Origin of the sequence: Microcella alkalica, from assembly GCF_014595885.1 — a bacterium.
Taxonomy (GTDB): Bacteria; Actinomycetota; Actinomycetes; order Actinomycetales; family Microbacteriaceae; genus Microcella; species Microcella alkaliphila_B.
Window position 1 is genome coordinate 275314 of record NZ_JABUKC010000001.1, and the last position, 23954, is coordinate 299267.

Annotated in this window: 21 protein-coding genes; 14 read left to right on the plus strand and 7 right to left on the minus strand. The window is 70.3% G+C overall.

Features of this window, described 5'->3' with window-relative positions; genetic code table 11:
- Window positions 1-20 precede the first annotated feature (20 nt).
- Together ID804_RS01365 and ID804_RS01370 are read left to right on the plus strand one after the other, a co-directional pair.
- Window positions 21-1316 (plus strand): ABC transporter substrate-binding protein, encoded by a 1296-nt coding sequence (locus tag ID804_RS01365; protein ID WP_169077170.1) that lies wholly within the window; start codon window positions 21-23, stop codon window positions 1314-1316.
- A gap of 225 nt (window positions 1317-1541) precedes the next feature.
- Complete coding sequence (locus tag ID804_RS01370; RefSeq protein WP_169077171.1) at window positions 1542-2804, plus strand: ABC transporter substrate-binding protein; 1263 nt, start codon at window positions 1542-1544, stop codon at window positions 2802-2804.
- A 183-nt stretch (window positions 2805-2987) separates the two neighbouring features.
- Here the strand turns inward: ID804_RS01370 and ID804_RS01375 are convergent, their stop codons facing one another.
- From ID804_RS01375 to ID804_RS01390, 4 genes are read right to left on the minus strand one after another with little or no spacing between them, the layout of a single operon-like run.
- Window positions 2988-3764: an ABC transporter ATP-binding protein gene (locus tag ID804_RS01375; protein WP_169077754.1), complete on the minus strand. Its 777-nt coding sequence runs from the start codon at window positions 3762-3764 to the stop codon at window positions 2988-2990.
- The gene (locus ID804_RS01380; RefSeq protein WP_169077172.1) at window positions 3742-4671 is read right to left on the minus strand and encodes an ABC transporter ATP-binding protein; all 930 of its coding nucleotides are present in this window, start codon (window positions 4669-4671) and stop codon (window positions 3742-3744) included. The genes ID804_RS01375 and ID804_RS01380 overlap by 23 nt, the downstream gene beginning before the upstream one ends.
- Window positions 4661-5641 carry a branched-chain amino acid ABC transporter permease gene (locus ID804_RS01385; RefSeq protein ID WP_317451168.1) on the minus strand — a complete coding sequence of 327 codons (981 nt, stop codon included), beginning with the start codon at window positions 5639-5641 and terminating at the stop codon, window positions 4661-4663. The genes ID804_RS01380 and ID804_RS01385 overlap by 11 nt, the downstream gene beginning before the upstream one ends.
- Before the next feature lie 11 nt (window positions 5642-5652).
- Window positions 5653-6972, minus strand: coding sequence for a branched-chain amino acid ABC transporter permease (locus tag ID804_RS01390; RefSeq protein ID WP_169077174.1), 1320 nt, complete (start codon window positions 6970-6972; stop codon window positions 5653-5655).
- Window positions 6973-7211: 239 nt separating this feature from the next.
- Between ID804_RS01390 and guaB the strand changes: the two genes are divergently transcribed.
- From guaB to guaA, 5 genes are read left to right on the plus strand one after another with little or no spacing between them, the layout of a single operon-like run.
- A complete protein-coding gene (gene guaB, locus ID804_RS01395) occupies window positions 7212-8714 on the plus strand; it encodes an IMP dehydrogenase (protein WP_169077175.1) in 1503 nt (500 codons plus the stop codon).
- A gap of 43 nt (window positions 8715-8757) precedes the next feature.
- Window positions 8758-9879, plus strand: a complete 1122-nt coding sequence (locus tag ID804_RS01400; RefSeq protein ID WP_169077176.1) for a GuaB3 family IMP dehydrogenase-related protein — start codon at window positions 8758-8760, stop codon at window positions 9877-9879.
- A gap of 4 nt (window positions 9880-9883) precedes the next feature.
- Window positions 9884-10645, plus strand: coding sequence for an SURF1 family protein (locus ID804_RS01405; RefSeq protein WP_169077177.1), 762 nt, complete (start codon window positions 9884-9886; stop codon window positions 10643-10645).
- A gap of 9 nt (window positions 10646-10654) precedes the next feature.
- Window positions 10655-11107 carry a DUF3817 domain-containing protein gene (locus tag ID804_RS01410; protein WP_169077178.1) on the plus strand — a complete coding sequence of 151 codons (453 nt, stop codon included), beginning with the start codon at window positions 10655-10657 and terminating at the stop codon, window positions 11105-11107.
- Entirely contained in the window at window positions 11104-12678 is a 1575-nt protein-coding gene (gene guaA / locus ID804_RS01415; RefSeq protein WP_169077179.1) for a glutamine-hydrolyzing GMP synthase, read from the plus strand. Before ID804_RS01410 ends, guaA begins: the two co-directional genes overlap by 4 nt.
- Before the next feature lie 205 nt (window positions 12679-12883).
- Here guaA and ID804_RS01420 read toward each other — a convergent pair whose 3' ends face one another.
- The 3 genes from ID804_RS01420 to ID804_RS01430 all read right to left on the minus strand — a co-directional run bounded on the left by ID804_RS01420 (window position 12884) and on the right by ID804_RS01430 (window position 14619).
- Window positions 12884-13690 (minus strand): Bax inhibitor-1/YccA family protein, encoded by an 807-nt coding sequence (locus ID804_RS01420; protein ID WP_169077180.1) that lies wholly within the window; start codon window positions 13688-13690, stop codon window positions 12884-12886.
- Window positions 13691-13783: 93 nt separating this feature from the next.
- Window positions 13784-14326, minus strand: a complete 543-nt coding sequence (locus ID804_RS01425; protein WP_169077181.1) for a hypothetical protein — start codon at window positions 14324-14326, stop codon at window positions 13784-13786.
- Window positions 14323-14619 (minus strand): hypothetical protein, encoded by a 297-nt coding sequence (locus tag ID804_RS01430; RefSeq protein WP_169077182.1) that lies wholly within the window; start codon window positions 14617-14619, stop codon window positions 14323-14325. Before ID804_RS01430 ends, ID804_RS01425 begins: the two co-directional genes overlap by 4 nt.
- Between ID804_RS01430 and ID804_RS01435 the strand changes: the two genes are divergently transcribed.
- From ID804_RS01435 to sucC, 7 genes are all read left to right on the plus strand, one after another.
- Window positions 14618-15649: a glycerophosphodiester phosphodiesterase family protein gene (locus ID804_RS01435; RefSeq protein ID WP_169077183.1), complete on the plus strand. Its 1032-nt coding sequence runs from the start codon at window positions 14618-14620 to the stop codon at window positions 15647-15649. The genes ID804_RS01430 and ID804_RS01435 overlap by 2 nt on opposite strands.
- Window positions 15650-15731: 82 nt before the next feature.
- Window positions 15732-18092 (plus strand): ATP-dependent helicase, encoded by a 2361-nt coding sequence (locus tag ID804_RS01440; RefSeq protein ID WP_169077755.1) that lies wholly within the window; start codon window positions 15732-15734, stop codon window positions 18090-18092.
- Between the two features lie 122 nt (window positions 18093-18214).
- Window positions 18215-18550, plus strand: coding sequence for an STAS domain-containing protein (locus ID804_RS01445; protein WP_169077184.1), 336 nt, complete (start codon window positions 18215-18217; stop codon window positions 18548-18550).
- Between the two features lies 1 nt (window position 18551).
- Entirely contained in the window at window positions 18552-20156 is a 1605-nt protein-coding gene (locus ID804_RS01450; RefSeq protein ID WP_223158915.1) for a SpoIIE family protein phosphatase, read from the plus strand.
- Window positions 20153-22183: a glycosyltransferase family 2 protein gene (locus ID804_RS01455; protein ID WP_169077186.1), complete on the plus strand. Its 2031-nt coding sequence runs from the start codon at window positions 20153-20155 to the stop codon at window positions 22181-22183. Before ID804_RS01450 ends, ID804_RS01455 begins: the two co-directional genes overlap by 4 nt.
- Window positions 22170-22529 (plus strand): STAS domain-containing protein, encoded by a 360-nt coding sequence (locus tag ID804_RS01460; RefSeq protein WP_317451130.1) that lies wholly within the window; start codon window positions 22170-22172, stop codon window positions 22527-22529. The genes ID804_RS01455 and ID804_RS01460 overlap by 14 nt, the downstream gene beginning before the upstream one ends.
- Window positions 22530-22780: 251 nt before the next feature.
- Complete coding sequence (gene sucC / locus ID804_RS01465) at window positions 22781-23944, plus strand: ADP-forming succinate--CoA ligase subunit beta (protein ID WP_169077187.1); 1164 nt, start codon at window positions 22781-22783, stop codon at window positions 23942-23944.
- Window positions 23945-23954 lie beyond the last annotated feature (10 nt).

Here is a 23954-nt window from a genome sequence, read left to right on the forward strand (position 1 = left end):
CCGCACTCGGAAGGACCCTCATGCCCCGCGCACTCGCCGCCCTGGCTCTGCCGCTCGCCGTCGCCGCGCTCGTCGGCTGCACCGCGCTGGAGCAGACCGCGACGCCGTCGCCGGTGCCCTCGAGCGCCCCGGCCTCGCCGCCGCCGCCCTCGGGCGACGGCGTGCTGCGCATCGGCACGCTCGCGCCGCTGACCGGCGCGCAGGCCTCGCTCGGTCCCGTGCAGGTCGCCGCGGTCGAGGTCGCGGTGCGGCAGATCGACGCGGCCGGCGGCGTGCTGGGCGCCCCGGTCGAGGTCGTGCACCGCAACGCCGCCGACGCGTCGAGCCAGCAGGCCGAGGCCGCCTTCGCCGACCTCGTCGAGCGCGGTGTCGACGTCGTGATCGGCCCCTCCGAGCCGGCGCTGCTCGAGCGGCTCGTGCCCCTCGCCGCCGAGGCGGGCGTCGCGCTGCTCGTGCCCGGTGCGGGCACGGCGGCGGTCGGAGCGCTCGATGAGACCGGCGTGCTCGTGCGCGTCTCCCCGCCCGCAACCGCGCAGGCCGCTGCCGTGGCGCGCTCCCTCGTGGCCGACGGCGTCGACTCGCTCGCGGTGCTGACCGGCGCCGACGACGAGGGCGCCGCGATCGTCGCCGCCGTCGAGGCCGCGCTCGAGGGCACCGAGGTCGACGTCGTCGTCCCCGAGCCGCTCGCCGCCGCGACCGACGTCGACCAGCTCGCGACCGCGCTGCTCGAGCCGGAGCCCGGCGACGGCGAGGAGGCCGCGCCCGACCCGGTCGACGCGGTGCTGCTCGCTCCCGGCCCCGACGCGCTCGTCGTCGCTCGCGAGGCCGCGGTCGCCCTCGTCGACCCCGGACTCGACGCCGAGGGCGTCTGGGCTCTCGCTCCCGACGTGAGCTCGCTCACCGCGATACTCGCCGCCGCTGAACTCGAGGGCGCGAGCGGCGTGCGCCCCGGCGTGCCGGTCGACGACGCCTTCCGCGCGCTCCTGCGTCAGTCGGATCCGGGCATCGCGACGACGATCTTCGCCGCCGAGGTCGCGGACGCCGTCGCGCTCGTCGCGGTCGCCGCGGAGCTCGCCAGCGACGACGGCGCCGCCTCCCTGCTGCACTTCCTGCCCGCCGCAGCCGCCGACGGGGTGCCGTGCACGAGCTTCGGCGCGTGCCTCGACGTCATCCAGCAGGATCGCGACCCCGATCTCGACGGACGCAGCGGTCTGCTGACGCTGAACGCCGACGGCGATGTGGTGGATGCCCGGCTGCAGCACCTCATCGTGACGAGCACCGGCGAGCTCGCGCCGGAGGGCTCGCTCGGCGACTGAGGCCGCAACGCCCCGTTCCGACGGCACTTCGGATTCGTGCGCCCACGCCGGTCGTGCTCGCCGATTTCCGTGCCGCGCGGCGATCGTGACGACGTTTCGCGACGTTACAGGGCTGTAATCCCAACGTATTGTGCGCGCTCCCGCTCTCACCTACCGTGGCAGGACGGCGATGGTGCATGCGCACTGTCGTCTTCCTGAACACATTCGAACTACGCAAGGAGCAACATGGGCGTATTCACCACGGCTTCGGCCGGCCGCTCGCGGTCCCTCACGGCGACGCTGAGCGGTCTCTCGCTGCTCGGCGCCAGCGCGCTCATCCTGAGCGGCTGCGCGGCGCCTGCCGCGGAGGAGCCGGAGGAGACCCAGGGTCCTCGTGAAGACCTGACTCTCACGATCGGCACGATCCTTCCGCAGTCCGGCGCTCTCGCCTTCCTCGGCCCGCCCGAGATCGCGGGCGTCGACCTCGCCGCACAGGAGATCAACGACGCCGACCTCGGCATCGAGGTCGAGGTCATCCACCGTGACTCCGGCGACACCACGACCGACACCGCGACCGTCTCGGTCACCGACCTCCTCTCGCAGGATGTCTCGGCGATCGTCGGCGCCGCCTCCTCGGGCGTGTCGTTCACGGTCATCGACCAGATCACCGGCGCTGGCGTCGTGCACTTCTCGCCCGCGAACACCTCGCCCGACTTCACCAACTACGAGGACGACGGCCTGTACTGGCGCACCGCCCCGAGCGACCTGCTCCAGGGCGAGGTGCTCGGCAACGTCATCGCCGGTGACGGCAAGGAGACCCTCGGCCTCCTCGTCCTCAACGACGCGTACGGCACCGGCCTCGCGGCCGCGCTGACGGAGTCGTTCGAGGCCGCCGGTGGCGAGGTCGTCGAGGAGCAGCTGTTCAACGAGGGCGACACGAGCTTCGACGCTCAGATCTCCGCGCTGACGGCCGCCAACCCCGACGCGATCGCGGTCATCACCTTCGACCAGGCCAAGGTCGTCGTCCCGGCGCTCGTCGGTGCCGGCTACCCCGGTGAGAACCTCTACTTCGTCGACGGCAACCTGGCTGACTACAGCGCCGACTTCGAGGCTGGCCTCATCGAGGGCGCCAAGGGCACGCTGCCCGGCCCGGCCATCGAGGACGACTTCCGCGAGCGCCTGCTCGAGGTCGACCCCGAGCTGACCGACTTCTCGTACGCCGCTGAGTCGTACGACGCCGTCATCCTCATCGCGCTCGCCGCGCTCGCGGCGAACTCGACCGAGGGTGCCGACATCGCGTCGTTCCTCCAGGAGGTCTCGGGCGGTTCGGGCGATGGTGAGAAGGCGACCGACTTCGCGTCGGCCGCGCAGATCATCCTCGACGGCGGCACGGTCGACTTCGACGGTGCGTCGGGCCCGGTCACGTTCGACGAGAACGGCGACCCGACCGAGGCGACGATCGGCATCTACCAGTACGGTGCCGACAACACCTACAGCCGCATCAACTAGCTCCGGCTGATGCGGTGCGGAAGGGCCCCGGCGGGAACGCCGGGGCCCTTTCCCGTTCGCGGATGCCCGTGGCCCGGTCACCGGCGCGGCTGCGGCCCGGCGGGCCCGCGCCCCGGAGCCCCGCACGCGGAACGGCCCCCGGGACGAGCATCCCGGGGGCCGTTCGCGGCGGTCGCGCGGCTGCTACTCCTGGCCGAGCGTGCCCAGGTACAGCCCGATGACCTTCGGGTCGTTGAGCAGCTCGCGGCCGGTGCCCTCGTAGGCGTCCTTGCCCTGGTCGAGCACGTAGCCGCGGTCGCAGATCTGCAGGCAGCGTCGCGCGTTCTGCTCGACCATGATGGTCGTGACGCCCGCCTTGTTGATCTCGCGCACGCGGATGAACGCCTCGTCCTGGCGCACGGGCGACAGGCCGGCGCTCGGCTCGTCGAGCAGGATCACCTCGGGGCTCATCATGAGCGCGCGGCTCATCGCCACCATCTGGCGCTCACCGCCCGAGAGCGAGCCCGCGCGCTGCGGCAGGCGCTTGCCGAGCTCGGGGAAGATGCCGGTGACGAAGTCGAGCCGGTGCTGGAACTCCTTGGGCTTCAGGAAGATGCCCATCTCGAGGTTCTCGCGGATCGTCAGCGTCGGGAAGACGTTGTTCGTCTGCGGCACGAAGCCGACGCCCTTCGCCACGAGCTTGTTCGCCTTGAGGTTCGTGATGTCGTCGCCGTAGAGGGTGATCCTGCCCTCGCGCACCTTCACGAGGCCGAAGATCGCCTTCAGAAGCGTCGACTTGCCGGCGCCGTTCGGGCCGATGATGCCGATGAGCTCACCGGCGTGCGCCTTCAGCGAGCACTGGTTGAGGATGTTGATGCCCGGCAGGTAGCCCGCGGTGACGGTGTCGACGTGCACGACGACCTCGCGGGTCTCCTTCGCCGAGGCGGCCGCGCCGGCCTCAGTGCTTGGACTCGTCGGCATCGTCATCAGCCAGCTCCTTGATCGCGGTCACCACGCCGGTGTCGGGGTCGCCCAGGTCCTGGTCGTGGTGCGATCCCAGGTAGGCGTCGATCACGGCGGGGTTCGCCATGACCTCGTGCGGGTCTCCTTCGGCCACGACGCGGCCCTCGGCCATCACGACGACCCAGTCGGCGATGTGCCGCACCATGTGCATGTCGTGCTCGACGAAGAGCACGGTCATGCCCTCCTTCTTGAGGTCGAGGATGTGGTCGAGCAGCGACTGCGTGAGCGCCGGGTTCACGCCGGCCATCGGCTCGTCGAGCATGACGAGCGTCGGCTGGCTCATGAGCGCGCGGGCCATCTCGAGCAGCTTGCGCTGCCCGCCGGAGAGGCTCGCGGCGTAGTCGTCCTTCTTCGCGTCGAGCTTGAAGCGCGTGAGCAGGTCGATGGCGCGCGCCTCGATCTCCTGCTCCTCCTTGCGCCAGAACCACGGGAACAGCGCGCGCGCGAGGCTCTCGCCGCTCTGGCCCTTGGCGCCGAGCTTCATGTTGTCGAGCACCGTCAGCAGGCCGAGCGCCTTCGTGAGCTGGAAGGTGCGCACCTGGCCCTTGCGGGCGACGCGGAAGGCCGGCACGCCGGAGATCGACTGGCCGTCGAAGGTCCAGGTGCCCTCGTTCGGCTTGTCGAACCCGGTGAGCAGGTTGAACAGCGTCGTCTTGCCGGCGCCGTTGGGCCCGATGAGCGCCGTGATGGCGCCGCGCGGGATCTCCAGGTGCTCGACGTCGACGGCGGTGAGGCCGCCGAACTGCCGCTTGATGCCGTCGGCGACGATGATCGGATCGACCTTCTTGACGCCGGGAGCGGGCTCGCCGACGTGCAGGCCGGTGGACTTGACGGGGGCGCCGTTGGCGCCGGCGCTACTTGACAAAGGCCAGCTCCTTCTTGTTGCCGAGGATGCCCTGTGGTCGATAGATCACGATCAGCATGATCGCCACGCCCACGAGGATGAAGCGAAGCTGACCGGCCTGGACGCTCGACATGAACGGCAGCCAGCCCGCCTCGACGGCCCGGGCGACGAAGCCCGAGAAGAACGACAGCAGCACCCAGAAGACGACCGAGCCGAGGATGGGCCCGAGCACCGTCGCGGCGCCGCCGAGCAGCAGGATCGCGTAGATGAAGAAGGTCAGCGACGTCTGGTAGTTCGACGGCACGACCGCGCGCGGCAGGATGAAGATCATGCCGGCGAGCGAGCCGAAGACGCCGCCGATGATGAGCGACTGCATCTTGTAGAAGTAGACGTTCTTGCCGAGCGCGCGCACAGCATCCTCATCTTCACGGATGCCCTTGATGACGCGCCCCCACGGGCTCTTCATCAGGCGCCAGGTGATGAGGGCGGCGAGGGCGACGAGGCCCCAGCCGAAGATGCGCACCCACCAGTCGTACTCGTTGTAGACCCACGGGCCGAAGCCGTAGGTGCCCGCCGGGATGGGGTTGAGGTCCTCGAAGCCGCCCTTGTAGCCCTGCAGGCCGTTCGCCGAGCCCGTGACGGGCTCGAAGGTGTTCGTGGTGAACAGCAGGCGCAGGATCTCGGCGGCCGCGATCGTCACGATCGCGAGGTAGTCGGCGCGCAGTCGCAGCGTCGGAACACCGAGGATGAGCGCGAACACGATCGAGGCGACGATGCCGAACAGCACCGCCCCCCACACCGGCCAGCCGAAGGTGAGCGTGGCGATGGCGTAGCCGTAGGCGCCGAGCGCCATGAAGCCTGCCTGGCCGAAGTTCAGCAGACCGGTGAATCCGAAGTGCACCGCGAGGCCGAGCGCGGCGAGCGCGTAGGCGGCCGTCGTCGGGGAGATGATCTCCTGCGCGGCGTTGGAGAAGAGAAGAAGCCAGTCAATCATGAGCGCTCCTAGCCGATCCGCTCGCGACGGCCCAGGATGCCCTGGGGCCGGATGAGCAGGACGATGATGAGGATGACGAGGGCGCCGACGTACTTCATGTCGGACGGGATCCACAGCGTCGAGATCTCGACGAACATGCCGACGACGAGCGAGCCGACCAGGGCGCCGAAGGCGGTGCCGAGACCGCCGAGGGTGACGGCGGCGAACGTGAGCAGCAGGATCTGGAAGCCCATGTCCCAGCTCACCCCGGGGCGGAAGTAGGCCCAGAGGATGCCCGACAGGCCGGCGAGCGCGCCCGACATGATCCACACGATGCGGATCACGCGGTCGACGTCGATGCCACTCGCGGCGGCGAGGGCCGGGTTGTCGGAGACCGCGCGGGTCGCCTTGCCGATGCGGGTGCCCAGCAGGAAGTAGGCGACGCCCAGCAGAACGACCACGGAGACCGCCATGCTCGCGACGTCGACCCAGGTCAGCCCGAACAGGCCGACCGAGTTGGTCGTGTCGGTCGCGCCCGGCAGCTGCGAGGTGCCGCCGCCGATGAAGTACTGGTAGACGTACCGCACGGCGAGCGAGAGGCCGATGCTGACGATCATGAGCGGGATGAGCCCGACGCCGCGTCGCCGCAGCGGCTTCCAGATCGCCGCGTCGTTCGCCCAGCCGAAGAGCCCGCTGAGCACGAGCGCGATCGGGATCGCGAGCCAGATCGGCACGTCGAGGAAGACGCCGAACAGCAGCGTCATGAGGCCGCCGAAGGTGATCATCTCGGCGTGGGCGAAGTTCGACAGGCCCGTCGTTCCGAAGATCAGCGAGAGGCCGATGGCCGCGAGGGCCAGCAGCAGGCCGAAGTTGAGGCCGTTGAAGACGCGGTCGAGCACCTGGTCGACGTAGCTGACGGTGTTCCGCTCGCCCTCGCCGATGAAGAAGTTGGCGACGGTGCTGCCGCTCTGACCGACCGTGACCTCGCGCACGTTCGGCGTCTCGTCCTCCTCGTCGATCACGGCGATGCCCTCGGGCAGCGACTCCTCGTCGAGGGTGACGTTGTAGTCGGCCTTGTCGGGCACGCCGACCGCCCAGCGGCCTTCGGCGTCGGTCTCGACCTCGACCTCGAAGCCGCTGCCGGTGATGACCAGGCGCACGTCCTCCAGGGGCGCGTCGTCGAGCTCGACGATGCCGAAGATGCGGAAGTCGTACTCGTCGAGCCCGACTTCGTCAGCCGCCGCCGGTGATGCCAGCGAGAGTGAGAGTGCAGCGAAGACCGTCGCGAACAGGCTCACGACGAGTCGCCGGGCCTTCCGCGCGGGTGGGCTGCTAGCAGCGTGTGCCACGAAACCTCCAGGTCGTTTCGGGTGAGGCGCTCTGCCCCGCGGGCCGATGGCCCGAGTTCGTCCACGGTGACGATACGGAGCGCATGTTGCGCGGGTGTTTCCCGCGTGTTCAGGCGAACCGCTCAGCCATTATGACGGCGGAATACCCTCCGGCCTAACTCGTTAAGATGAGTCACCGGCATCCAGCGACGCATCCCGCACACCACTCGGCTTCGCGCGCGATCTCACCAAGGGGACTCATGGACCAGCCCGACCCGTTCGGCTTCATCGGACTCACCTACGACGACGTCATGCTGCTGCCCGCGCACACCGACGTCATCCCCTCGGAGGCCGACACGACCTCGCGGCTGACCCGCCGCATCCGGGTGCACGCGCCGCTGCTGTCGGCCGCGATGGACACCGTGACCGAGGCGCGCATGGCGATCGCCATGGCTCGCCAGGGCGGCATGGGCATCATGCACCGCAACCTCTCGATCGACGAGCAGGCCGAGCAGGTCGACAAGGTCAAGCGCTCCGAATCGGGCATGATCTCGAACCCCGTCACGACGACGCCCGATGCGACGGTCGCCGAGGTGGATGCACTGTGCGGCCAGTTCCGCGTGTCGGGTCTTCCCGTGGTCGAGGGCGACGGGCGCCTCGTCGGCATCATCACCAACCGCGACATGCGCTTCGTCTCGCCGTTCGAGGCCTCCACGACGCTCGTGCGCGACGTCATGACCCCGACGCCGCTCATCACCGGCCCGGTCGGCATCTCGCAGGACGAAGTGGTGGCGCTCTTCGCCCAGCACAAGATCGAGAAGCTTCCCCTTGTCGACGATGAGGGTCGCCTGCACGGGCTCATCACCGTGAAGGACTTCGACAAGAGCGAGCAGTACCCCAACGCCACGAAGGACGAGGAGGGGCGTCTGCGCGTCGGCGCGGCCATCGGCTTCTTCGGCGATGCCTGGGATCGCGCCGGTCGCCTCCGCGACGCGGGCGTCGACGTCATCGTCGTCGACACCGCCAACGGCGACAGCCGCGGCGTGCTCGAGATCATCGCGCGCCTCAAGGCCGACCCGGCGTTCGCGCACATCGACGTCATCGGCGGCAACGTCGCGACCCGCTCGGGCGCGCAGGCGCTCGTGGATGCCGGCGCCGACGCCGTGAAGGTCGGCGTGGGCCCCGGCTCGATCTGCACGACGCGCGTCGTCGCGGGCGTCGGCGTGCCGCAGGTCACGGCGGTCTACGAGGCCTCGCTCGCCGCGCGCGCCGCGGGTGTGCCCGTGATCGCCGACGGCGGCCTGCAGTACTCCGGCGACATCGCGAAGGCGATCGTCGCGGGCGCCGACACCGTCATGCTCGGCTCGCTGCTCGCCGGCACCGACGAGAGCCCGGGCGACCTCATCTTCGTCAACGGCAAGCAGTTCAAGTCGTACCGCGGCATGGGCTCGCTGGGCGCGCTGCAGACCCGCGGTAAGAAGACCTCGTACTCGCGCGACCGCTACTTCCAGGCCGACGTGCCGAGTGACGAGCAGCTCATCGCCGAGGGCATCGAGGGCCAGGTGCCCTACCGCGGCCCGGTCGGCTCGGTCGTGTACCAGCTGCTCGGCGGCCTGCGGCAGTCGATGTTCTACACGGGTGCGCGCACGATCGACGAGCTCAAGCAGCGCGGCAAGTTCGTGCGCATCACGGCCGCCGGCCTCAAGGAGTCGCACCCCCACGACATCCAGATGGTCGTCGAGGCGCCCAACTACCGCCGCTGACCCGCTCGGCGGGGGCCGAGGCCCACGCCGGTAGGCTGAACCCGTGACGGACATCGAGATCGGGCGGGCCAAGCGCGCCCGGAGGGCGTACTCCTTCGACGACATCGCGGTGGTGCCCAGCCGCCGCACGCGCGACCCCGAGGTGGTCTCGCTCGCCTGGGGCATCGACGCGCTCAAGTTCGAGATCCCCGTCATCGCGGCGCCGATGGACTCGGTCGTGAGCCCCGAGACGGCGATCGCGATCGGGCGGCTCGGTGGTCTCGGCGTGCTCGACCTCGAGGGCCTGTGGACCCGCTACGAGGATGCCGCGGCGCAGCTCGCCCGCATCCGCGAGCTCGACGCGGCCGACGCGACCGCCGAGATGCAGCGCATCTACGCCGAGCCGATCAAGCCCGAGCTCATCAGCGCGCGCCTGGCCGAGATCCGCGCGGCGGGCGTGCCGGTGGCCGCGGCACTGAGCCCCCAGCGCACGCAGGAGCACCACCAGGCGGTCATCGACGCGGGCGTCGACCTCTTTGTGATCCGCGGCACCACGGTGAGCGCCGAGCACGTGTCGAAGACGAGCGAGCCGCTCAACCTCAAGAAGTTCATCTACGAGCTCGATGTGCCCGTCATCGTGGGCGGCGCCGCGACCTACACCGCTGCGCTGCACCTCATGCGCACGGGTGCGGCCGGCGTGCTCGTCGGCTTCGGCGGCGGGGCTGCAAGCACGACGCGCCTGAGCCTGGGCATCCAGGCCCCGATGGCGACCGCGGTGAGCGACGTCGCCGCCGCGCGACGCGACTACCTCGACGAGTCGGGCGGCCGCTACGTGCACGTGATCGCCGACGGCGGCCTCGGCACGAGTGGCGACATCGTGAAGGCCGTCGCGATGGGCGCCGACGCCGTCATGCTCGGCTCGACCCTGGCGCGTGCGCAGGAGGCTCCGGGCGGCGGCTGGCACTGGGGCGCCGAGGCGCACCACCCCGAGCTGCCGCGCGGCAACCGCGTGCACGTCGGCCAGCTCGCGCCGCTCGAGCAGCTGCTGTTCGGCCCGAGCTCGCACGCCGACGGCCAGGTGAACCTGATGGGTGCGCTGCGCCGCTCGATGGCGACGACCGGCTACTCCGACCTCAAGGAGTTCCAGCGGGTCGACGTCGTCGTCGCGCCGTACCGGGCCCAGTAGCGCCGTGTGGAGGATCGCCCGCCGCCCGAAGTGGATCGCGGCCCTCCTGCTCGCCCTCGCGGTCGCGGCCACGTTCGCCGCGCTCGGGCAGTGGCAGCTCGAGCGCTCGCTCGAGCAGGCGACGGTGCTCGAGCGCGACACCGAGACGGCCGTGCCGCTCGAGGAGGTCGCCGAGCCACAGGAGGTCATGACCTCCGACGCGAGCGGCCGCACCGTCACCGTCGAGGGCACCTGGGTCGAGGGCGATGAGGTGATCGTGACGGGCCGCGAGAGCGCGGGGGAGCCGGGCGACTGGGTCGTGCGCCACCTCGTGACCGACGACGGGGCCAGCCTCGCGGTCGTCGTGGGGTACGTCGCGCCGGGGGCGAGCATCCCCGACCTGCCGCTCGGCGAGGCGAGCCTCACCGGCCGCTACGTGCCGAGCGAGTCGCCGCAGCAGCAGGATTTCGAGGCCGGCGAGCGCACCGTCATCGCCGTCGCCGAGCTCGTCAACCTGTGGAGCGAGGTCGGCACCGTCTACTCCGGGTACCTGGCGGCGGCGGATGCTCCCGCCGGGCTCGAGGCGATCGCAGCCCCGCCGCCCGAGGCCGACGTCGAGCTCAACCTGCTGAACCTCTTCTACGCCCTCGAGTGGGTCATCTTCGGCGGATTCGCCGTGTACCTGTGGTGGCGACTGGTCAAGGACGAGCACGAGAAGGAGCAGGCGGCGCTCGCCGAGACCGAGGGCCACCCCTCGGCGGCGGAGGGCTCAGGCGCGCCCGCCTAGAATCGAGGCATGGCGCTCGGCCCCCAGCCCTCTGACATCCCGCTCATCCGTCGCACGCTCGCCGTCTTCAAGGTCTCGTCGATCGTCACCGGCACCTTCCTGCTCGGCCTCGTCGTCATGATGGTCACGCGCTACGGCTTCGGGCGCGACATCGAGCTGCTCGGCCCCGACGGGTTCCTCGCCCTTACGCCGAAGGAGGAGCTGGTCGGCGTGAACCTGTCGATCGTGCTCCTGACCGTGCACGGCTGGCTCTACGTCGTGTACCTCGCGTGCGACTTCGTGCTGTGGCGCGTCGCGTATCAGGGCTCGGTGCCGATGGCGTTCCTGCGCTTCCTCTGGATCGCCATGGGCGGCATCGTGCCCTTCCTCTCCTTCTACTTCGAGCGGCAGGTGCCGCGCGAGGTCGGCGCGATCGTCGCGCGACTCGAGCAGCAGACCACGACCCAGGAGGCCGCCGCGTGACCGAGACCGACCACCGCCCCGTTCTCGTCGTCGACTTCGGCGCCCAGTACGCGCAGCTCATCGCGCGCCGCGTGCGCGAGGCGAGCGTCTACAGCGAGATCGTGCCGCACACGATCACCGCGGAGGAGGTCGCGGCGAAGAACCCGGTCGGCATCGTGCTGAGCGGCGGGCCGTCGAGCGTCTACGAGCCGGGCTCGCCGAACCTCGACCCGGGCATCCTGCAGCTCGGTGTGCCCGTGATGGGCATCTGTTACGGGTTCCAGGTGATGGCGCAGCAGCTCGGCGGCGAGGTCGCGCAGACCGGCCGCCGCGAGTACGGCGCGACGACCACGACGGTGCACGGCGACGGCGGCTCGCTGCTGGCCGAGCAGCCCGCCACCCAGACCACGTGGATGAGCCACGGCGACTCGGTCGCGAAGGCGCCGGAGGGCTTCGAGGTGCTCGCCTCGACGCCCGACACCCCGGTCGCGGCGTTCGCGAACGACGAGAAGAAGCTGTACGGCGTGCAGTGGCACCCCGAGGTGAAGCACTCCGACTTCGGCCAGCGCGTGCTGGAGAACTTCCTGCACCGCGCCGCCGGCATCGCCCCCGACTGGAACAGCGGCAGCGTCATCGCCGAGCAGGTCGAGCGCATCCGCGCGCAGGTCGGCTCGTCGCGCGTCATCTGCGGCCTCTCGGGCGGCGTCGACAGCGCCGTCGCGGCGGCCATCGTGCACGAGGCGGTCGGCGACCAGCTCGTCTGCGTCTTCGTCGATCACGGCCTGCTGCGCGCTGACGAGCGCCGTCAGGTCGAGGAGGACTACGTGGCCGCGACGGGTATCCGTCTGGTGACGGTGGATGCTCGGCAGCAGTTCCTCGATGCGCTCGCGGGCGTCACCGACCCCGAGACGAAGCGCAAGATCATCGGTCGCGAGTTCATCCGCACGTTCGAGCAGGCGGCGGCCGACCTGGTCGCCGAGGCGCAGGGCGAGGGTGAGGCCGTGCGGTTCCTCGTGCAGGGCACGCTCTACCCCGACGTCGTCGAGTCGGGCGGCGGCACCGGCACGGCCAACATCAAGAGCCACCACAACGTCGGCGGCCTGCCGGAGGACCTGGAGTTCGAGCTCGTCGAGCCGCTGCGCACCCTCTTCAAGGACGAGGTGCGGGCGATCGGCCGCGAGCTGGGCCTGCCCGAGGCGATCGTGAACCGTCAGCCGTTCCCGGGCCCGGGGCTGGGCATCCGCATCATCGGCGAGGTGACGGAGGATCGCCTGGAGATCCTGCGCCAGGCGGATGCGATCGCTCGCGAAGAACTGACGGCCGCCGGCCTCGACGGCGAGATCTGGCAGTGCCCGGTGGTGCTGCTCGCCGACGTTCGGTCGGTGGGCGTGCAGGGCGACGGTCGCACGTACGGCCACCCGATCGTGCTGCGCCCCGTGTCGAGCGAGGACGCGATGACGGCCGACTGGACCCGCCTGCCCTACGACGTGCTCGCGCGCATCTCGAACCGCATCACGAACGAGGTGCGCGAGGTGAACCGGGTCGTGCTCGACGTCACGTCGAAGCCCCCGGGGACTATTGAGTGGGAGTAGTCAGGAGTTCTGGGAGGCTGGCAAGCCTCCCATCCTGACTGCTCCTGCGGCGCCCCCGCCCGCAGAGCCTTGAGCGCGCGCGGCATGAACGCTGAGGGTGGATCGGCAGGGCGAGGTCGAGCCCGCGTGCACCCCCAGCCGAGCATCCGCCCCGCACGAAGAAGGGCCGCCCCGAAGGGCGGCCCTCTCGCGTCGCTGATGCGTGTTACTCGCTACCGCGAAGGATCGCGAGCAGACGCAGGATCTCGATGTAGAGCCACACGACCGTGACCATGATGCCGAAGGCGGCGGTCCAGCCGAAGGCGGCAGGGGCCCCGCGCTCGACGCCCGTCTTGATCGAGTCGAAGTCGAGCACGAGCGAGTACGCCGCGAGCAGCACGACCAGGATGCCGAGCCAGAAGCCGAGCGGCAGGCCGAGGAACTCGACATCGCGAAGCCCGAACATGCTGTCGGTGACGCCGAACAGCATCAGGCCGAGGTTGACGAGCGAGAAGACTGCGTAGCCGATCATGGCGACCAGGAAGATCTTCGTCGCGCGCTTCGAGGCGCGGATCTTCCCGCTCGTGAACAGCCAGAGCGTCACGCCGACGACCGCGAGCGTGCCGAAGACGGCCTGCGGCACGATGCCGTCCCACTGCGACGCGAAGAACGCCGAGATGCCACCGACGAAGAGACCTTCGAGCGCCGCGTACGCGAGGGTGAGCGGCGCGCTCGGCTTCTTCTTGAAGATCAGCACGAGGGAGACAATGAAGCCGGCGATGGCGGCAGGCAGTGCGAGAAGCGGGATGAACCAACCGATCGCCGCAGCGAGGACTAGAACAGCGAACGATCCGAGGATCTTGCGGATCGTGTTTTCGTACGTCATCCGGTCGGTCTGCTCGGCGGTCGCGGCGGGGCGGCCGTACAGCTCATCGAGCTGCTCGGCGCTCGGCGTCTGCGAGAACTGGATGGCCTTCGTCGCGCTCTGCGTGAAGGCGGGGGAGTTCGAGAAAGCGGGGTTGGACGTCGCCATGGTTTCCTCTTCGGTGTGTCGGCCGCGGGGGAGCTCCCCGGTCGGCACTGCGATCAGTCTAGGGAGCGTTTCTCAGCGACGGAATGCGGAAGCCTATGCGCTCGCTGTGGGCGCAACGGGGCGACGGATGCTCGCCACGGGCCGAGCGAGGGCCCGAGCGCCCCAGGCCGACCCGACGAGCACGGCGGCGGTGAGGGCGAGGGCGACGGGCGTCCACCGGTACTCGGCGAACAGGGTGGCGCACAGCACGCCGTTGGCGAGCACCGGGCCGACGGCGAGCGCGCTGCGCCACGGTCGGTGCCGCACGAGCAGCCAGCAGAGGAACGGCACGGCGAGCGTCCACATCGAGGCGGGGCCGGAGAGCAGCAGCCACACGACGAGCGTCGAGGGGGCGAGCGGCACGATGCGGCGCCAGCCGGCGGCCGGCATGACGAGCCACCCGGCGACGTGGGCGGCCGAGCCGGTGATGAGCGGCAGGAGGTCGCCGGTGTCGGCAGACTGCAGGTGCAGCAGTCCGCCCGCGATGAGCAGCAGGCCGAGCATCCACCGATCGCGGTAGCGGCCCCACCGCAGCGGCAGCAGCGAGGTGGGCTCCACCCAGCGGGAGGTGGCGGGGGGCGGCGGCGCGGCGCTCACGACTGCAGGGCCACCCAGACCCCGCCGACGGCGATGACGAGGGCGAGGGTCCAGACCCAGCCGAGGCCGGCGGCGACGAGAGCCATGGCGAGTCCGCGCTCGGTGCCGTACGAGCGGGTGATCTGACCCGCGGCGAGGTGGCCGAAGAGGGCGGCGAGGGGGCTCAGCAGCAGGGCGAGCACGAGGGCGAGCACGGCGAGCGGGTTGCGGCGCGGGCGCGGTGCGGCGTCGGGGCCGGTATCGGGGCCGGCGGGCGTCGGCGAGGGGCTCGGGGCGGGCATCCCGTCGATCATGCTCGGCAGGCTACCGCGTAGGGTGGGCGCCGTGATCGAGCCCACGCGACCGCCGCTCGTCGTCGCGCACCGCGGCGCGAGCGGGTACCGGCCCGAGCACACCCGCGCCGCCTACGAGCTCGCGATCGCCCTCGGCGCCGACGCGATCGAGCCCGACATCGTCGCCACGCGCGACGGCGTGCTGGTGCTGCGGCACGAGAACGAGATCAGCGGCACGACCGACGTCGCCGACCGGCCCGAGTTCGCCGGTCGCCGCACGACGAAGACCGTCGACGGCGAGCGGCTCACCGGCTGGTTCACCGAGGACTTCACGTGGGCCGAGCTGTCGACGCTGCGCGCGCGCGAGCGCCTGCCCGCGGTGCGGCAGGCGTCGACGCGCTTCGACGACCGGTACCCGATCCTGCGCCTGCGCGACCTCATGGCGATCCTGGATGCGGCGCCCCGCCCGGTGGGCATGGTCGCCGAGATCAAGCACGCGACGCACTTCGCGGCGCAGGGGCTGCCGCTCGACGAGCTGTTCGCCGCGGAGGTCGCGGGCTGGAGCCCGGCGGCCCCCCTCGTCGTGGAGGCGTTCGAGCAGTCGGTGCTCGGCGGCATCCGCGAGCGCGGGGTGCGGGCGCGGTACGTCTTCCTGCTCGAGAAGAGCGGATCACCCGCCGACCTCGTCGCGCGCTTCGGAGCCGCCGCGCTGTCGTACGCCGGGCACCTGACGAACGCCGGCCTCGCGCGGCTCGCGCGCGCGGTCGACGGCATCAGCGTCGACACGGCGCTCATCGCTCGACCTGCGACGCGGGGCGGGCCGGTGGTCGTGAGCGACCTGGTCGAGCGGGCGCACGCCGCCGGGCTCTCGGTCTTCACCTGGACGCTGCGGCCGGAGAATCGCTTCCTGCCCGGCGCGCTGCGCGTCGGCTCGCGCGCGGCCGACCACGGCGACTGGATGACGTGGTTCCGCACGCTCATGGGCACGGGGCTCGACGGCGTCTTCGCCGATCATCCCGACCTCGCCCTGGAGGCGCGGGCGGCACTGTAGGCGGGGCTCCGCCGTCGGGGGTGCGACCTAGACTTGGGCGGTCATGACGTTCCTGCCCGACGAGACCCTCGACATCCCCGGCATGGGTGCCGCGCCCCGCGCGGGCGCGCCCGCCGCGAGCGCGCCGACGGGCGACGACCCCCTGCTCGCGGGCCTGAATCCGCAGCAGCGCAAGGCCGTGCTCTCGCGGGCCGAGGCGCTGCTGATCGTCGCCGGCGCGGGCTCCGGCAAGACGAGCGTGCTGACGCGCCGCATCGCGCGCCTGCTGCGCGATCGCGAGCTGTGGCCGAGCCAGATCCTCGCCATCACCTTCACCAACAAGGCCGCGGGCGAGATGCGCGAGCGCGTCGGGCAGCTCATCGGGCACGACGCCGCGCAGGGCATGTGGATCTCGACGTTCCACTCGGCGTGCGTGCGCATCCTCCGCCGCGAGGCGCAGCAGTTCGGGTTCACGCAGGCGTTCACGATCTACGACTCGGCCGATTCGCGTGCCCTCATCAAGCGCATCGTGAAAGACCTGCAGGCCGACACCCTCGGCCTCACGGTGAGCGCCGCCGCTGGCAAGATCTCGCGACTGAAGAACGAGCTCGTCGACGCGGAGGGCTACAGCAGGCAGCTCAACCCGAACGACCCGACCGAGGTGATGTTCCTCGAGGTGTTCCGGCGCTACACGGCCGAGCTCGCGCGCGCGAACGCCTTCGACTTCGACGACCTCATCGCGCAGACGGTGTACCTGTTCCGCGCCTTCCCGCAGGTGGCGGCGCTCTACCAGCGGCGCTTCCGGCACATCCTGGTCGACGAGTACCAGGACACGAACCACGCCCAGTACGCGCTCATCCGCGAGCTGACGCGGCCGGTCGAGCCGCAGCACGTGCCCGCCGACACTCGCATCGAGACCGACGTGAGCGGGGGCATCCCGGCCGCAGCTCTCACCGTCGTCGGCGACTCCGACCAGTCGATCTACGCCTTCCGCGGCGCCGACATCCGCAACATCGTCGAGTTCGAGCGCGACTTCCCCGGCGCCGAGGTGGTGCTGCTCGAGCAGAACTACCGCTCGACGCAGACGATCCTCGACGCGGCCAACGCCGTCATCGGCAACAACTTCGACCGCATCGCCAAGAACCTCTTCACCGAGGTCGGCGCGGGCGAGAAGATCGTCGGCTTCACCGGGTACAGCCAGCACGACGAGGCGCAGTTCGTCGCCGACGAGATCCAGAAGCTGCACGAGGCCGGCGTGCCGTACAACCAGATCGCCGTCTTCTACCGCACCAATGCGCAGACCCGCGCGCTGGAGGAGATCTTCATCCGCTCGGCCCTGCCGTACCGGGTGCTCGGCGGCACGAAGTTCTACGAGCGCGCCGAGATCAAAGACGTCATGGCGTACCTCATCGCGGTCGCCAACCCCGCCGACGCCCTCGCGGTGCGGCGCATCCTCAACACCCCCAAGCGCGGCATCGGACCGGCGACCGAGACGGCGCTCGCGCTGCACGCCGACGAGCTCGGCGGCACGATGCGCGACGCGCTGCGCGACGCCGCGGCGCTCGGCCTCGGCCCGAAGGTGACCGGCGCGATGCTCGAGCTCGCGCGTATCCTCGACGAGGCGAGCGAGAAGCTCGACACCGCGCTCGTGCCCGACATCCTCACCGCCATCCTCGAGAAGACGAAGTACGTCGAGCTGCTGCGCGCCAGCCGCGACCCGCAGGACGAGGCGCGCGCCGAGAACGTCGAAGAGCTCGTCGCGGTCACGCGCGAGTTCCAGCGCAACAACCCCGAGGGGCGACTCGTCGACTTCCTCACCGAGGTGGCCCTCGTCGCGGCCGCCGACGACCTCGACGACTCCAGCGGCACCGTCTCGCTCATGACCCTCCACACCGCGAAGGGCCTCGAGTACGACGCCGTCTTCATCACCGGCGTGGAGGAGAACCTGCTGCCGCACCAGATGAGCGCGAGCGAACCCGGCGGCCCCGCCGAGGAGCGCCGCCTCTTCTACGTCGGCATCACGCGCGCCCGCAAGAAGCTGCACCTGAGCCTGGCGATGACGCGATCGACCTTCGGTGACACGCAGGTCGCCGCGCCCAGTCGCTACCTGCAGGAGATCCCGGCCGAGCTCATCGACTGGCGCGACGCCCCCGGCATGGGCTACCGCTCGACCACGCAGCGCTCGCTCGGCACCACGCGCGGCGGCCGCGAGCAGTTCAGCTACGGCACCTCGCTGCCGCCAGGCAAGCCGAAGACTGAGTGGGCGAACCGCGTCACCGCGACCGTGCGCGACAACGGCGATCTCACGCTCGCCGTGGGCGACCGCATCCGCCACGTCGACTTCGGCGAGGGGCGCGTCACCGGCGTCACCGGCGTCGGACCGAAGAGCATCGCCGAGGTGCAGTTCGAGACGGCCGGCCGCAAACGCCTGCTCATCAAGATCGCTCCGATCGAGAAGCTGTAGCGCTCGCCCGTGCGTCTCGTCGTTCCGCGGGATGGACCGAGCCGACCTGCGCGCCGTTCCGAACCCAGCTCGAGCCGGGGCCAGAATGAGAGGACCCCTTCGGCACGCGTTAGGAGTCGCTCATGGACCTCGTCTCGATCCAGCACCCCGGTGGCATCACCGAGGTGAGCCTCGACGGGCGCCTCAACATGGTGACGGCCGCGCGTGTGCGCGAGGCCATCCACGAGGCGATCGTCGCGAACAGCCCGAACGTGGCCGTCGACCTCTCGCGCACGTCCTTCCTCGACTCGTCGGGGCTCGGCGCGCTCGTGTGGGGCTTCAAGGCAGCCCGCGAGGCGGGCGGCGACCTGCGGCTCGTCAGCCCGACCGAGCAGGTCAAGCTCGTGCTCGACCTCACGAACATGAACAGCACGCTGCGCTCGTTCGACAGCCTGGACGAGGCGTACCCACGTGGCTGACATGGTGGCGCGCACGCTGCGCATCACCGCTCCACCCGACGACGTCGATTCCGTGCATCAGGCGCTCGAGTCGGTCTGGGCGGTCGTTCCGGATCTGGAACCTCGCGACCGGATGTCAATCGAGACGGCGGTCATCGAACTCACGGCGAACGTCATCCAGTACGCCAATCGCGGGAGGGCCGTCTCGTTCGCCCTCACGATCGTGGTCTACGACGACCGGGTCGAGGCGACGTTGAGCGATAGCGGTGAGGTCGACGACGTCGGACTCCATTCGCGCGGGATGCCCGACGCGATGGCGGAGTCGGGCCGGGGCATCCCGATGATCCAGGCGCTCGTCGACTCCGTGGAGCACCGCCGCGTGGAGGGCTTCAACCATTGGACGCTCGTGCGCGCGCGCGAGGCGGCGCGCGATTCCGTGACACCGGCGCGGGGCATGCCGTCGGTTTCGATCAGCGGCGTCATCGATGAGATGTCTCGACAGCGAGCACTCGAAGAACTGGGGATCCTCGACACGCCGCCGGAAGAGCGCTTCGACCGCGTCACGCGGCTGGCCACCCAGCTCTTCGGGGTGTCCGGTTCGGCGATCAATCTCATTGATCGCGACCGTCAGTGGTCGAAGTCGATGGTCGGGTCGTTCCCATCCGAGGTTCCGCGCTCGCAGTCGGCGTGCGCGATCACGATCGAGACGGACCAGACTCTCATCGTGCCTGACCTCTCCCAATGGGAGGGCCACGAGCACATCGGCATCCCCGGCGAGTTCGAGTTCTACGCCGGTCATCCGCTCTATGCCCCCGGAGGGGAGCGCATCGGCTCGTTCTGCGTCTTCGACGCAAGCCCACGCCATTTCTCGGAACGGGAGGTCGCGATGCTCCGCGACCTCGCCAGCTGGGTGCAGCAGGAGCTCTCCGTGAGTCAGGAGCTCAGTCGCGCCGCGGAGGTGCAACAGGGCCTGCTGCCGCAGCAGCTCCTCAGCATGCCCGGATGGGATATCGCGGGTATGTGCCTTCCGGCCCGGGCCGTCGGGGGCGACTTCTACGACTGGTACCCGGTCGGGGAGGGCGCCGCGTTCACGCTCGCGGACACGATGGGCAAGGGCATCGGCTCGGCGATCATCGCGGCGACCGTGCGCGCCGTGCTGCGATCCGCCGCGCGCTTCGGCGACGTTACCGGCGCCGTCGACGCGGCGGCGGCGGCCCTCACCGGCGATCTCGACTCGACGGGCGTGTTCGTGACGCTGTTCCACGCGCGACTCGACATGGATACGGGCGAGGTGACGTACGTCGACGCCGGCCACGGGTTGACGTTCATCGCGAAGCAGAGCGGCGAGGTGCGGCGGCTGCGCTCGACCGCTCCGCCGCTGGGCATCGACATCGAGACCGAGTGGGTGGCGCAGACCGAGTCGCTCGAGGCCGGGGATGCGCTCGTGAGCGTGAGCGACGGCGTGCTCGACCTCTACGCCGGTGTGGAGGAGGCGCTCGAGAGCGTCACCTCGATCGTCATGCTGGCCGAGTCCGCGGAGGAGATCGTCGACGCGATGCGTGCTCGCGCCCGCGGCGTCGCCCCCGATGACGTCACCGTCCTCGTGGTCAGGAGAGACGCGGCATGACGCCACGATCCGACGGTGAACCGGTCGACGCCGTCCCCGAGTCGCCTGCGCGGGTCCTGCTGCTGAAGCTGCTCGTGCTGCTGACCCTCACGACAGGCTTCATCTACATCTCGTGGCGGTGGACGGCCTCACTCAACTTCGATGCGTGGTGGATCGCGATCCCCCTCGTCGCCGCCGAGACCTACAGCCTCATCGACGTAGCGCTCTTCGGCATGACGATGTGGCGCGCCCGACAGCGTCCCTCACCCGCCGAGCCGTCGCCGAGCGCGACGGTCGACGTCTTCATCACGACCTACAACGAGGACGTCGACCTGGTCATGGCGACGGCCCGAGCGGCGAAGGCAATCCGATTTCCCCACCGCACGTACATCCTCGACGACGGCGCGCGGGCGGAGATGGCCCGCGCCGCCGAGCAGCTCGGGGTCGGTTACATCACGCGGTCGCCCGACTGGCGAAACAAGCCCCTGCACGCGAAGGCCGGCAACATCAACAACGCCCTGATGCAGACCGACGGCGAGTTCCTTCTGATCCTCGACGCCGACCAGATTCCGCGTCCAGAGATCCTGGATCGCACCCTCGGCTACTTCGACGACCCGAAGGTCGCGCTCGTGCAGACGCCGCAGCGCTTCACGAACGTCGTCGCGGGCGACCCGCTCGGCAGCCAGGCACCGCTGTTCTATGGCCCCATCCAGCAGGGCAAGGATGGCTGGAACGCGGCGTTCTTCTGCGGCTCGAACGCCATCCTGCGGCGCGACGCACTCATGCAGCTCGGCATCACGCGCTACGTCATCGAGCTCGAGGAGGCGCTCGAGCGCGCGCTGCGCGGCGCTCGTCGGGTCATCGCGCGCGCGCGCCGCCATCCGGCCGCGTCGCGCGCGGACGTGCGGGCAGCGCTCGACGACGTCCAGTCGGCGATTGTGGATGCGCGTCGCTCACTCCATGGGGGCCGACCGATCGGGCGGGTCACCTTCGAGCTTCAGCGCCGCATCGGGGCGATCTCGAGCGCGCTCGTCGAAGCTGATCTGACGCTCATCCGCGCCGACCTGGATGCGCTCCGCGAGCTGCCCGTCGTCTCCGACGAGCACGTTGACACCGTGAGCGACGTCGGCACGACGGTCGACAGGCTGACGGCGCGCGAGCTCAGCCCGCTCGGCGCGATCGAGTCGGTGCAGCGGCTCATCCGCTCGCTCGACGTCGATCGGCACGAGGAGGCGCAGCCGCTCATGCCGCTCGCCACCATCTCGGTGACGGAGGACATGGCCACGTCGATGCGCCTCCACGCTCTCGGCTGGTCGAGCGTCTATCACCACGAGACGCTCGCCGACGGTCTCGCGCCCGACGACCTGGGCACGATGCTCAAGCAGCGTCTGCGCTGGGCGCAGGGCACGGTGCAGGTGATGCTGCGCGAGAATCCTCTCGCGAAGCGTGGCCTCAGCCTGGCGCAGCGCCTCATGTACTTCTCGACGATGTGGAGCTACTTCAGTGGCTTCGCAGCGATCGTGTACTTCACGGCGCCTGTCGTCTTCCTGCTCTTCGGCATCCTGCCCGTCGATACGACCGCCGCCGAGTTCTTCCTGCGGTTCCTGCCGTTCATGATCATCAACCAGTTGATGTTCCTGGTCGCGAGTCGCGGCATCTCCACATGGCGCGGACAGCAGTACAGCCTCGCGCTCTTCCCGGTCTGGAACCGCGCCGTCGTCAGCGCGGCCGGCAACGTCTTCGCGGGCCGACCGCTCGACTTCGTCGTGACGGCGAAGAGCCGGCAGGTTTCGAGCGGCAGTTGGCGCCTCGTGCGATGGCAGGCCCTCGTCGCGGTCGTGCTCGTGATCGCCTCGGTGGTCGGCATCGTGCGCCTCGCGCTCGGTGTCGGCGAGCCTATCGGCACTGCGGTCAACCTGTTCTGGGTCGTGTTCGACCTGCTGATCCTCGCCGTCCTCGTGCCTGCGCTGCGGTATCGCGGCTACCCCGAGGAGGGCGAAACCCACTCACACGACGATACGGAAGGAGCGGCTCGTGGAGCTGCGTGAACGAACCCTGCCCGACGGCGTCGCCGTCGTCGCGCCCGTCGGGCGCCTCACGATGGTCGGCGCTCCCGACCTTCGTGGAAAGCTCGCCGAGCTCGTCGCCGACGGCCATACGCGGATCGTCGTCGACCTCTCCGAGGTGGTGTTCCTCGATTCCTCCGGCCTGGGGGCGCTCGTGGCAGGCCTCAAGTCCGCGCGTCAGGCCGGTGGCGACCTCCGCATCGCGAGCGCGACCGAGCAGGTGCTGCTGGTCCTGAAACTCACGAGCCTGGACCGCGTGCTCGAGCCGCATGCGACGGCCGAGTCGGCTTTCGCCGAGCTGCGACCGCGCGACCGCGGTGGCCGGTGATCGGGGTCATGAGGCCGCTGCGCCGCGACGCCTGACGGCGCCGACGCGAACGGGGGATGACCGCCCGGCGCACACGGGCATCCGCCCGTCGATCGCGCTGGGGCCTCGTGTCATGGGCGCACGCCGACGGGAGTACCCTGGTCGAGGCCGTTTCTCTCGATATCGAGAGATCTCTCGACGTCGAACCACCTCGAGACCGAGTGCCGCCGGCCGGTTCCTAGTACATCGCACGCGGATGGGAAGAGCAGAGCGTGGATCTTTTCGAGTACCAAGCCCGGGACATGTTCGAGAAGCACGGTGTTCCCGTGCTGGCCGGCATCGTCGCCGACACCCCTGAGGAGGCGCGCGCGGCTGCCGAGCAGCTCGGCGGCGTCACCGTCGTCAAGGCGCAGGTGAAGACCGGCGGCCGCGGCAAGGCCGGCGGCGTCAAGGTCGCCAAGACCCCTGAGGATGCTCAGGCCGCAGCCGAGGCCATCCTCGGCCTTGACATCAAGGGCCACGTCGTCAAGCGCGTCATGGTCGCGGCCGGCGCCGACATCAAGGAGGAGTACTACTTCTCGGTGCTGCTCGACCGCGCCAACCGCAGCTACCTCGCGCTGTGCAGCTACGAGGGCGGCATGGAGATCGAGCAGCTCGCCGAGGAGCGCCCCGAGGCGCTCGCGCGGGTTGAGGTCGACCCGGGTCGCGGCATCGACCTCGACAAGGCGCGCGAGATCGCGGTGGAGGCGAAGTTCCCGACCGAGCTGGTCGAGAAGGTCGCGCCCGTCTTCGTGAAGCTCTACGAGGTCTACGTGCAGGAGGACGCCACGCTCGTTGAGGTCAACCCGCTCGTGCTCACCGGCGCCGGCGACATCGTCGCCCTCGACGGCAAGGTCTCGCTCGACGAGAACGCCGCGTTCCGCCAGCCTGACCACGAGGCGCTCGAGGACAAGGCCTCGGCCGACCCGCTCGAGGCGAAGGCCAAGCAGCATGACCTCAACTACGTCAAGCTCGACGGCGAGGTCGGCATCATCGGCAACGGCGCGGGCCTCGTCATGTCGACGCTCGACGTCGTCGCCTACGCGGGCGAGCGCCACGGCGGTGTGAAGCCCGCGAACTTCCTCGACATCGGCGGCGGCGCCTCGGCCGAGGTCATGGCCGCGGGCCTCGACGTCATCCTCGGCGACGAGCAGGTCAAGAGCGTGTTCGTCAACGTCTTCGGCGGCATCACCGCGTGCGACGCGGTCGCCAACGGCATCGTGAAGGCCCTCGAGATCCTCGGCGACGCGGCGACCAAGCCGCTCGTCGTGCGTCTCGACGGCAACAACGTCGAGGAGGGCCGCCGCATCCTCGCGGAGGCGAACCACCCGCTCGTGACGATCGCGAGCTCCATGGACGAGGGCGCCGACAAGGCCGCCGAGCTGGCTGCGAAGTAGAGGACGGTAG

Coding starts and splice junctions, on each gene's coding strand:
- ID804_RS01365 (WP_169077170.1), top strand. CDS start 21: ATGCCCCGCGCACTCGCCGCCCTGGCTCTGCCGCTCGCCGTCGCCGCG.
- ID804_RS01370 (WP_169077171.1), top strand. CDS start 1,542: ATGGGCGTATTCACCACGGCTTCGGCCGGCCGCTCGCGGTCCCTCACG.
- ID804_RS01375 (WP_169077754.1), bottom strand. CDS start 3,764: ATGCCGACGAGTCCAAGCACTGAGGCCGGCGCGGCCGCCTCGGCGAAG.
- guaB (WP_169077175.1), top strand. CDS start 7,212: ATGGACCAGCCCGACCCGTTCGGCTTCATCGGACTCACCTACGACGAC.
- ID804_RS01410 (WP_169077178.1), top strand. CDS start 10,655: ATGGCGCTCGGCCCCCAGCCCTCTGACATCCCGCTCATCCGTCGCACG.
- ID804_RS01420 (WP_169077180.1), bottom strand. CDS start 13,690: ATGGCGACGTCCAACCCCGCTTTCTCGAACTCCCCCGCCTTCACGCAG.
- ID804_RS01435 (WP_169077183.1), top strand. CDS start 14,618: ATGCTCGGCAGGCTACCGCGTAGGGTGGGCGCCGTGATCGAGCCCACG.
- ID804_RS01430 (WP_169077182.1), bottom strand. CDS start 14,619: ATGATCGACGGGATGCCCGCCCCGAGCCCCTCGCCGACGCCCGCCGGC.
- ID804_RS01440 (WP_169077755.1), top strand. CDS start 15,732: ATGGGTGCCGCGCCCCGCGCGGGCGCGCCCGCCGCGAGCGCGCCGACG.
- ID804_RS01445 (WP_169077184.1), top strand. CDS start 18,215: ATGGACCTCGTCTCGATCCAGCACCCCGGTGGCATCACCGAGGTGAGC.
- ID804_RS01450 (WP_223158915.1), top strand. CDS start 18,552: ATGGTGGCGCGCACGCTGCGCATCACCGCTCCACCCGACGACGTCGAT.
- ID804_RS01455 (WP_169077186.1), top strand. CDS start 20,153: ATGACGCCACGATCCGACGGTGAACCGGTCGACGCCGTCCCCGAGTCG.